The sequence below is a fragment of the Streptomyces sp. NPDC056948 genome (assembly GCF_042674225.1).
GTDB classification, from domain to species: Bacteria; Actinomycetota; Actinomycetes; order Streptomycetales; family Streptomycetaceae; genus Streptomyces; species Streptomyces purpurascens.
Genome location: NZ_JBHUQX010000385.1, coordinates 1 through 9,044, shown reverse-complemented (window position 1 = coordinate 9,044; position 9,044 = coordinate 1). Strand labels below are relative to the sequence as shown.

The 9,044-nt window shown below is 69.9% G+C and carries 9 protein-coding genes and 1 pseudogene; 4 read left to right on the top strand and 6 right to left on the bottom strand.

The genetic code is table 11. The annotated features are described in order from the left end of the window. Nucleotides 1–32: 32 nt before the first annotated feature. Both ACFTZL_RS35280 and ACFTZL_RS35275 read right to left on the bottom strand, forming a co-directional pair. Nucleotides 33–1,262, bottom strand: coding sequence for a DUF349 domain-containing protein (locus tag ACFTZL_RS35280; RefSeq protein ID WP_382591537.1), 1,230 nt, complete (start codon nt 1,260–1,262; stop codon nt 33–35). A gap of 135 nt (nt 1,263–1,397) precedes the next feature. Continuing rightward, nucleotides 1,398–2,243, bottom strand: coding sequence for a peptidylprolyl isomerase (locus ACFTZL_RS35275; protein WP_382591534.1), 846 nt, complete (start codon nt 2,241–2,243; stop codon nt 1,398–1,400). A 167-nt stretch (nt 2,244–2,410) separates the two neighbouring features. On the opposite strand from ACFTZL_RS35275, the gene ACFTZL_RS35270 reads away from it, so the two are divergent. Further along, nucleotides 2,411–3,118 (top strand): MBL fold metallo-hydrolase, encoded by a 708-nt coding sequence (locus ACFTZL_RS35270; protein WP_359896489.1) that lies wholly within the window; start codon nt 2,411–2,413, stop codon nt 3,116–3,118. Between the two features lie 11 nt (nt 3,119–3,129). Beyond that, a complete protein-coding gene (hisS, locus tag ACFTZL_RS35265) occupies nt 3,130–4,392 on the top strand; it encodes a histidine--tRNA ligase (protein WP_382591531.1) in 1,263 nt (420 codons plus the stop codon). 38 nt (nt 4,393–4,430) lie between these two features. Here hisS and ACFTZL_RS35260 read toward each other — a convergent pair whose 3' ends face one another. Genes ACFTZL_RS35260 through ACFTZL_RS35245 form a run of 4 tightly spaced genes read right to left on the bottom strand, consistent with a single transcriptional unit; the run spans nt 4,431 to nt 7,955 of the window. Further along, nucleotides 4,431–5,057, bottom strand: coding sequence for a response regulator (locus ACFTZL_RS35260; protein WP_382591528.1), 627 nt, complete (start codon nt 5,055–5,057; stop codon nt 4,431–4,433). Beyond that, on the bottom strand, nt 5,054–6,250 hold the full coding sequence (locus tag ACFTZL_RS35255; RefSeq protein WP_382591525.1) for a sensor histidine kinase: 1,197 nt from the start codon (nt 6,248–6,250) through the stop codon (nt 5,054–5,056). Before ACFTZL_RS35255 ends, ACFTZL_RS35260 begins: the two co-directional genes overlap by 4 nt. After that, complete coding sequence (locus ACFTZL_RS35250; RefSeq protein WP_382591522.1) at nt 6,247–7,092, bottom strand: ABC transporter permease; 846 nt, start codon at nt 7,090–7,092, stop codon at nt 6,247–6,249. Before ACFTZL_RS35250 ends, ACFTZL_RS35255 begins: the two co-directional genes overlap by 4 nt. After that, nucleotides 7,089–7,955 (bottom strand): ABC transporter ATP-binding protein, encoded by an 867-nt coding sequence (locus tag ACFTZL_RS35245; RefSeq protein WP_382591520.1) that lies wholly within the window; start codon nt 7,953–7,955, stop codon nt 7,089–7,091. The genes ACFTZL_RS35250 and ACFTZL_RS35245 overlap by 4 nt, the downstream gene beginning before the upstream one ends. A gap of 142 nt (nt 7,956–8,097) precedes the next feature. Between ACFTZL_RS35245 and ACFTZL_RS35240 the strand changes: the two genes are divergently transcribed. Beyond that, nucleotides 8,098–8,754 carry a vitamin K epoxide reductase family protein gene (locus ACFTZL_RS35240; RefSeq protein ID WP_382591517.1) on the top strand — a complete coding sequence of 219 codons (657 nt, stop codon included), beginning with the start codon at nt 8,098–8,100 and terminating at the stop codon, nt 8,752–8,754. 57 nt (nt 8,755–8,811) lie between these two features. After that, nucleotides 8,812–9,044: pseudogene (locus ACFTZL_RS35235) on the top strand (replication-associated recombination protein A); the annotation flags it as partial.

Genomic DNA, 9,044 nt, shown 5'->3' with positions numbered 1-9,044 from the left:
GGCATGTACGGGGCCCTCCTTCGAACGACTGATCAGCCTCCGAACTCCTGCAGACCCTTCTGCGCCTGGTCCAGCAGCGCCTGGCGGCCCTCGAGCTCACGCTCGAGCTTGTCGGCCTTGGCGTTGTTGCCCTGCGTACGGGCCTGCTCGATCTGGCCCCGCAGCTTGTCCACCGCGGCCTGGAGCTGGCCGGTCAGACCCTCGGCACGCGCGCGTGCCTCCGGGTTCGTCCGGCGCCACTCGGTCTCCTCGGACTCCTGGAGGGCCCGCTCGACGGCGTGCATCCGGCCCTCGACCTTGGGGCGCGCGTCGCGCGGCACATGGCCGATGGCCTCCCAGCGCTCGTTGACGGAACGGAACGCGGCCCGGGCCGCCTTCAGGTCCGTGATCGGCAGGAGCTTCTCGGCCTCCTCGGCCAGCTCCTCCTTGAGCTTCAGGTTCTCCGACTGCTCGGCGTCGCGCTCGGCGAAGACCGAGCTGCGGGCCGCGAAGAACACGTCCTGGGCGCCGCGGAAGCGGTTCCACAGATCGTCCTCGTGCTCACGCTGCGCACGGCCCGCGGCCTTCCACTCGGCCATCAGCTCGCGGTAGCGGGCTGCCGTCACACCCCAGTCCGTCGAGTTCGACAGCGCCTCGGCCTCGGAGACCAGCCGTTCCTTGGTCCGCCGCGCCTCCTCGCGCTGGGCGTCGAGCTGCGCGAAGTGCTGCTTGCGCCGCTTGGAGAACGCCGACCGCGCGTGCGAGAACCGGTGCCACAGGTCGTCGTCGGACTTGCGGTCCAGGCGAGGCAGGCCCTTCCAGGTGTCCACCAGGGCCCGCAGCCGCTCACCGGCCGCCCGCCACTGGTCGGACTGCGACAGCTCCTCCGCCTCGGCGACCAGCGCTTCCTTGGACTTGCGCGCCTCGTCGGACTGCCGCGCCCGCTGGGCCTTGCGCTCCTCGCGGCGTGCCTCCACCTGCTCCACGAGCTTGTCCAGCCGGACCCGCAGGGCATCCAGGTCGCCCACCACGTGGTGCGCGTCGACCTGCTGCCGGATGTGGTCGATGGCGACCTGAGCGTCCTTCGCCGAAAGGTCGGTGGTCTTCACTCGCTTCTCGAGGAGGCCGATCTCGACAACCAGGCCCTCGTACTTGCGCTCGAAATAGGCCAGCGCCTCCTCGGGGGAGCCTGCCTGCCAGGAACCGACGACCTGCTCGCCCTCGGCCGTACGCACGTACACGGTCCCCGTCTCGTCGACGCGGCCCCACGGGTCGCTGCTCACAGCGCCTCCTCCACATGATGCCTGCGAGGGGCCTCAGCACCCCCGGGCATCGTCCACAGTTTCGTCACGGCCAACATAGGCGACCGGCGGGGGGCGTGTCCGCATCCCGCGCGACCGAAATTTCGCAGTTGGGGGTCAGGATTTGGTGATCGCGGCCTTGTTGATCACGACCGTCGCATTGGGCGCCGTGTTGCCCGTCTGAGGGTCGGGAGCCTCCGCTCCGGCCTTGGCGATCTTCGTCAGGACCTTCATGCCCGCCTCGGACACCGTACCGAACGGTGTGTAGTCGGGCGGCAGCTGACTGTCCTGGTAGACGAGGAAGAACTGGCTGCCGCCGCTGTCCCGCCCCTGCTTCGTCTGGGCGTTGTACTGGTTCGCCATCGCGACCGTGCCCGCCGGGTACACCCCGCCCTTGAGGCTCTTGTCCTTGAGGTTCTCGTCCGGGATCGTGTAGCCGGGTCCGCCCATGCCGGTGCCCTGCGGGTCACCGCACTGCAGGACGTAGATGCCCTGGTTGGTGAGCCGGTGGCACTTGCTGTGGTCCAAGTACCCCTTGCCGAGAAGGTAGTTGAACGAGTTGACGGTGTGCGGCGCCGCCGACGCCTTCAGCGCGACGTCTATCTCACCGCACGTCGTGTCGAGCTTCATCGTGTACTTCGCCGACTCGTCGATCGACATCGCCGGTTCCTTCTTCCAGGTCTCCGACTTGACCTTGCCCGCGGCGGGCTTGTCGCACGGGTCCGGGGCCTTGCTGGGCGTGGCGCTCGGAGTGACGTCCGCGTTCGCGTTCTCCTTCTTGCCGTCGTCCTCGAACGGCTTGGTCAGGAAGACCGTCACGGAGAGCACCACGATCACGCCGAGAACCGAGGCGATCACGGAGTTGCGGATACGGGCCTTGCGTCGAGCGTCCGTGCGTCGCTGCTGCTGCCGCAAGAACTTCTCCCGGGCGAGCTGACGCCGCCGCTGTTCCTGGCTGACCACCGGGTTCTCTCCTCATGGGTCTCGAACGTCGACCGGTACGCGTGCGTCGTGTGTGCCGACCGCCTGCGTGTGCCCCGTACCGTATATGGGTTCGCTGAGGAATCGGCAGCGCCGGTAGGCTCTGTCACCAGCCGCAGCCTCCCGTATCGACACAACGAAGGACGATCGTGCTCATTGCAGGGTTCCCCGCCGGGGCCTGGGGGACGAACTGCTACCTCGTCGCCCCCGCCGCCGGTGAGGAGTGCGTGATCATCGACCCCGGCCATCAGGCCGCCGACGGTGTCGAGGAAGCGATCAGAAAACATCGGCTCAAGCCCGTCGCCGTCGTCCTCACCCACGGCCACATCGACCACGTTGCCTCGGTCGTCCCGGTGTGCGGCGCGCATGACGTGCCGGCCTGGATCCACCCCGACGACCGGTACATGATGAACGACCCCGAGAAGGGGATCGGCCGTTCCATCGGGATGCCGCTCCTGGGCGAGCTGACCGTGGGGGAGCCGGACGACGTCAAGGAGCTGGCCGACGGGGCGAAGCTGGAGCTGGCGGGCCTGGAGTTGTCCGTCGCGCACGCGCCCGGCCATACCAAGGGGTCGGTGACCTTCGGCATGCCCGAGGCGGCGGACATCCCGCCGATCCTGTTCTCGGGCGACCTGCTGTTCGCCGGCTCCATCGGACGCACCGACCTGCCCGGCGGTGACATGGCCGAGATGCTCGACTCGCTGGGCCGCGTGTGCCTGCCGCTCGACGACTCGACCGTGGTGCTGTCCGGCCACGGCCCCCAGACGACCATCGGCCAGGAGCGCGCCACCAACCCGTATCTGCGGCAGGTGGCGGCCGGCCAGGGAGCCCACGACGCTCCCCGACGAGGAATGTGACGAGACCTTCCGTGAGCACCTTCAAGGCCCCCAAGGGCACGTACGACCTGATCCCGCCGGACTCCGCGAAGTACCTGGCGGTGCGTGAGGCGATCGCCGCGCCGCTGCGGGACTCCGGCTACGGCTACATCGAGACGCCGGGCTTCGAGAACGTCGAGCTCTTCGCACGCGGTGTCGGCGAGTCGACGGACATCGTCACGAAGGAGATGTACGCCTTCGAGACCAAGGGCGGCGACAGGCTGGCCCTGCGCCCCGAGGGCACGGCCTCGGTCCTGCGCGCCGCGCTGGAGGCCAACCTGCACAAGGCGGGCAACCTCCCGGTCAAGCTCTGGTACTCCGGCTCGTACTACCGCTACGAGCGTCCCCAGAAGGGCCGTTACCGCCACTTCTCCCAGGTCGGTGCCGAGGCGATCGGCGCGGAGGACCCGGCGCTGGACGCCGAGCTGATCATCCTGGCCGACCAGGCGTACCGCTCGCTGGGCCTGAGCGACTTCCGGATCCTGCTCAACAGCCTGGGCGACAAGGAGTGCCGCCCGGTGTACCGGACGGCACTGCAGGACTTCCTGCGCGGCCTGGACCTGGACGAGGACACCCTGCGCCGGGCGGAGATCAACCCGCTGCGTGTCCTGGACGACAAGCGTGAGTCGGTCCAGAAGCAGCTCGGGGACGCCCCGCTGCTGCGCGACTACCTCTGCGACGCGTGCAAGACGTACCACGAGGAGGTCCGCGAGCTGATCACGGCTGCGGGCGTCGCCTTCGAGGACGACGTGAAGCTGGTCCGCGGCCTGGACTACTACACCCGCACCACCTTCGAGTTCGTCCACGACGGTCTGGGCTCCCAGTCCGCGGTGGGAGGCGGCGGCCGTTACGACGGTCTCTCCGAGATGATCGGCGGCCCGGCCCTGCCGTCCGTCGGCTGGGCCCTCGGCGTCGACCGCACGGTCCTCGCCCTGGAGGCGGAGGGCATCGAGCTCGAACTCCCCGCGAGCACCAGCGTGTTCGCCGTCCCGCTCGGCGAGGAGGCCCGCCGGGTCCTGTTCGCCAAGGTCACGGAACTCCGAAAGAACGGCATCGCCGCGGACTTCTCCTACGGCGCCAAGGGCCTCAAGGGCGCCATGAAGAACGCCAACCGCAGCGGCGCCCGCTACACGGTCGTCGCCGGCGAACGCGACCTCGCCGAGGGCGTCGTCCAGCTCAAGGACATGGAGTCGGGCGAGCAGACGGCGGTCGGCGTGAACGAGATCGTGGCGGAGCTGGAAGCCCGGCTGGGCTGACATGAGCGCGAAGGCGCCGGAGACACCCGGCGCCTTCCTCACTGCTCCAGCAGCCCGTACCGCATCGCGCTGGTGACGGCCGCCGTCCGGTCGTCCACCCCGAGCTTGCCGAAGATCCGCAGCAGATACGTCTTCACCGTCGACTCCCCGATGAACAACCGGCGCCCGATCTCCGCGTTAGTGCAGCCCTCGGCGACCAGGCGCAGTACGGCCGTCTCGCGCTCCGACAGCCGGGGCCGGTCCGGCTTGGTCCGCAACTGGTCCACCAGCCGGGCCGCGACCGACGGCGCCAGGACCGTCTCCCCGCGGGCCGCCGCCCGTACCGCCTCCGCGAGTTCAACACGCGGCAGGTCCTTCAGCAGATAGCCCGCGGCCCCCGCCTCCACCGCCCGCAGGATGTCCCGGTCCGTCTCGTACGTCGTCAGCACGACCACCCGGCACGGCAGCCCGGCCCGCGTCATCCGCACGATGGAGTCCACACCCCCGCCACCCGGCATCCGCAGATCCATCAGCACGATGTCCGGCCGCAACTCCGCCGCCAGCGCCTCCGCCTGCGGACCGCTGGACGCGTCGGCGACGACCTCCAGGTCCGGCTCGGCACTGAGCATCGCCCGCAGCCCCTCCCGCACGACGGGATGGTCGTCGGCCAGGATGATCCGGATCATGGCATCTCCCTCCTCACGACCGGCAGCCGGACGGTCACGGCCGTGCCGTCACCCGGGGCACTGCGTACCTCCGTGGTCCCGCCCACCTCGACGGCCCGGGCCCGCAGCCCCGCGAGACCGTACCCGCCGCGGACCGCTGCCGGGTCGAAGCCGCAGCCGTCGTCCCGTACGGACACCATGAGCGAGTCGTCCCCGTACGCCAGCGACACACCGACCGTCACCGAACTCCCCGCGTGCTTACGGGCGTTGGCCAGGGCCTCCTGGCAGGCGCGCAGCGCGACCACCTCGGGACCGGCGGGCAGCATCCGCACCGGCCCGGTCACCTCCAGCGTCGCGTCATGGCGCGCGGCGAGCCGGCGCAGCGCGTCCGGCAGGGACGCGCCGTCCAGGTCGGCGGGAGCGCCCCCGGCGACCAGGGCCCGGGCCTCGGCGAGATTCTGCCGGGCCGTCTCGTCCATCAGCCGCAGATGACGCCGCGCCTCGGGCACATCGTGATCCAGCTCCGCCTCGACCGCCTGGACCAGCATCACCAGACTCGTGAACCCCTGCGCGAGCGTGTCGTGGATCTCCCGGGTCAGCCGCTCCCGCTCGGCCAGCGCCCCATGGGCCTCGGACAGCCGGCCGATCTCGTGCCGGCTCGCGTCCAGCTCCGCGATCAACTCGGCCCGCTCCTGGCTCTGCTCGATGATCCGGATCGTCCAGCTGCCGAGCGCCACCGAGAACACCAGGGTCACCAGGCAGAAGAGCAGGTTGAAGACCACATCCCGGGTGTCGGGGCGCCACAGCAGCGCCCAGCCCACCACGGGCACGAGGTTGATCACGGCCACGGCCGCCAGCGCCGACCGCAACCGCAGCGTCATGAAGCACTGCGGGATCAGCGCGAAGGCCAGCAGCCGCGTTTCACCGGCGAGCACCGCCGACGGCAGGAACAACGCCAGCGCCGCCGTCAGATAGCCGATCGTCCGCCGCTGGTCGGGCGGATCGCCCTGGATCAGACGGCGCCCGACCAGCACGTACAGCGGAACGAGCGGGACGAGCAGCGCGGAGGCGACCGCGCGGACCGGCCAGCCGGGATCCTCGGCCGCCAGCACATAGGCCACGGTGGCCATCCAGATGAGCACGAAGTACGTGTCCCAGAGCCGGAACGAGCGCTCCCAGGTGTAGGCGCTGCCGGCATCCGCCGCATCGCTCATCCCTCGCGCCGGTCCTTCCAGCGGAATGTCAGCAGGCACAGCGCCAATCCTCCGACGCACCACGCGGCGAGCACCAGAGCCACGCGTCCGAGCTCCCAACTCCCCGCCTGCTCCAGCACCTGCGCCGACTCCGGCAGGAACACCCCGCGCAGCCCCTGGCACATCCACTTCAGCGGGAACAGCGCACCGACGTTGAGCATCCAGTCCGGAATGGTGCCGATGGCGATGTACACCCCGGAGATGAACTGCAGCACCAGGAACGGCAGGACGACCACGGAACTGGCGCTGGCCGCGGACTTCGGGACCGAACTGATAGCGATGCCGAGCAGCGCGCACGCCGTGATCCCCAGCACGAAGATCCACGCCAGGTCGAACCAGCGGCCCGCGTCCGAGGGCAGGTCCACGTCGTACAGGGTCGTACCGACGGCGAGCAGGATCACCGTCTCCAGCAGCCCGGTGAAAAGAACCAGCCAGATCTTGCCCAGGAAATACGCCGTCGCCGGCATCGGCGTGCCGCGCAGCCGGCGCAGCACCTTGTCCTGCCGCTCGACGGCGATCGAGATGCCGAGCGCCTGGAAACTCGTCGACATGATGCCGGCGGCCATCATCGCCGGGACGTACAACTGCGAGGCGGTGATGCCCGCGCCCTCCACATCGTCCTTGAAGATCGACGCGAACAGGAAGAGGAAGACGACCGGGAAGGCGAAGGTGAACACCACCTGGTCGCGCTGCCGGAAGAACTGCCTGATCTCCAGCGCGCCCCGCCCCAGCCCGAGCCCCCAGGCACCGGGCAGCCGCTCGCCACCGACCTCACCGCGCTCCCGTACGACGGTCGTGGTCATCCCAGGTCCTCCTGACCGGTGAGCCGGAGATAGACGTCCTCCAGCGTGGGGCGGCTCACCGTCAGCCCCGGGATCTCGCCGTCGAAGCGCCGCAGGAGCCCGGCGACCGTGCGGGTCGGCGTCTCGGTGCGCACCACGCGCGGCGTGCCGTCCGGCTCCGTCCACTCGACAGCGGCCTCGGTGCCGAACCGCTCCCGCAGCGCCCCGGGCTCGCCCTCGGCGACGATCCGGCCCTTGGCGACGATGGCCAGCCGGTGCGCGAGGGCCTCCGCCTCCTCCAGGTAATGAGTGGTCAGCAGGATCGTCGTGCCGTCGTCGGCCAGGGCGCGGATCAGCGACCAGAACTGCCGCCTGGCCGCCGGGTCGAACCCGGTCGTCGGCTCGTCCAGGAGCAGCAGGTCCGGGCCGCCGATCACACCGAGCGCCACGTCCAGGCGCCGGCGCTGACCGCCCGACAGCGCCTTGATCCGGCTGTCCGCCTTCGCCTCCAGACCGACCAGGCCGATGACCTCCTCGGGGTCGCGCGGCCGGGGGTAGTAACGGGCGAAGTGCCGAACGGTCTCCCGGACCGTCAACTCGGCGGGCGCGGATTCGTCCTGCCAGACGATTCCGACGCGTGAACGCCACGCGCGCGTGGCGGTCGCCGGGTCCGACCCGAGCACGGACACCTCGCCCGCGTCCCGGGCCCGGTTGCCCTGGAGGATCTCCACCGTGGTGCTCTTGCCCGCGCCGTTGGGTCCCAGCAGGCCGAACACCTCGCCGCGCCGGATGCCGAGATCGACGCCGTCGACGGCGGTCACGTCCCCGTAGCGCTTGCGCAGCCCCCGCACGTCCACGGCGAGGTCGTACCCGTGTGCTGTCATGCGACGATCGTCGGCCGGAACCGAACGCTCAGGGCCGACCGTGCGGACATGCTTATGTCCACTGAACGGTGGACAGACCCCCGTGTGCGGCACAATGGCCATGCCCGAAGATGGTCAGGCCTCAAGCGACGGAATCGGCGTGATGAGCAAGACGACAGTCAAGGACGTCTCCATGAAGCCCGAGACGGAGCGCGCCGAGACCGCGCCCCGCACCGAGGGCGGCAGCCGGGCCCTCGCCCTGCTGCTGGTGATCACCGGCGCGGCCGGACTGCTCGCCGCCTGGGTCATCACGATCGACAAGTTCAAGCTCCTCGAGGCCAAGGTCGAGGGCAAGACGTTCACGCCCGGCTGCAGCCTCAACCCCGTCGTCTCCTGCGGCAGCGTCATGGAGAGCAAGCAGGCCGCCGTCTTCGGCTTCCCGAACCCGATGCTCGGCCTCGTCTGCTACGGCATCGTCATCGCCGTCGGCATCAGCCTCCTCGCCCGCGCCCGCTACCCGCGCTGGTACTGGCTCACCTTCAACGCAGGCTGCCTGTTCGGCGTCGTCTTCTGCGCCTGGCTGATGTTCCAGTCCCTGTACCGGATCAACGCGCTGTGCCTGTGGTGCTCCCTGGCCTGGGTCGCGACGATCCTCATGTTCTGGTACGTGACGTCGTTCAACATCCGCAAGGGCTTCCTCCCGGCCCCGAACTGGCTCAAGAGCTTCTTCGGCGAGTTCACCTGGGTCCTGCCCGTGCTGCACATCGGGATCATCGGCATGCTGATCCTGACCCGCTGGTGGGACTTCTGGACCAGCTGACCCCGGACGTTCCGGGGCCCCGCGGGATTGTCAGTGCCGTGATTTAGGGTTTCTGACGTGGAGCCCGACCTGTTCACCGCCGCAGCCGAAGAACGCCAGGAGAAGGAACCGTCCAGCAGCCCCCTGGCGGTCCGGATGCGCCCGCGCACCCTCGACGAGGTCGTGGGACAGCAGCATCTGCTGAAGCCGGGCTCGCCCCTGCGCAGACTGGTCGGCGAGGCCTCCGGCCCCGCCGGCGCCTCCTCCGTGATCCTCTGGGGCCCGCCCGGCACCGGCAAGACCACCCTGGC

What these genes read in the sequence shown, in the direction of transcription:
- ACFTZL_RS35245 (WP_382591520.1), bottom strand. Translation starts at nt 7,955, where the DNA reads ATGACAGCACACGGGTACGACCTCGCCGTGGACGTGCGGGGGCTGCGC.
- ACFTZL_RS35260 (WP_382591528.1), bottom strand. Translation starts at nt 5,057, where the DNA reads ATGATCCGGATCATCCTGGCCGACGACCATCCCGTCGTGCGGGAGGGG.
- ACFTZL_RS35255 (WP_382591525.1), bottom strand. Translation starts at nt 6,250, where the DNA reads ATGAGCGATGCGGCGGATGCCGGCAGCGCCTACACCTGGGAGCGCTCG.
- ACFTZL_RS35240 (WP_382591517.1), top strand. Translation starts at nt 8,098, where the DNA reads ATGAGCAAGACGACAGTCAAGGACGTCTCCATGAAGCCCGAGACGGAG.
- ACFTZL_RS35250 (WP_382591522.1), bottom strand. Translation starts at nt 7,092, where the DNA reads ATGACCACGACCGTCGTACGGGAGCGCGGTGAGGTCGGTGGCGAGCGG.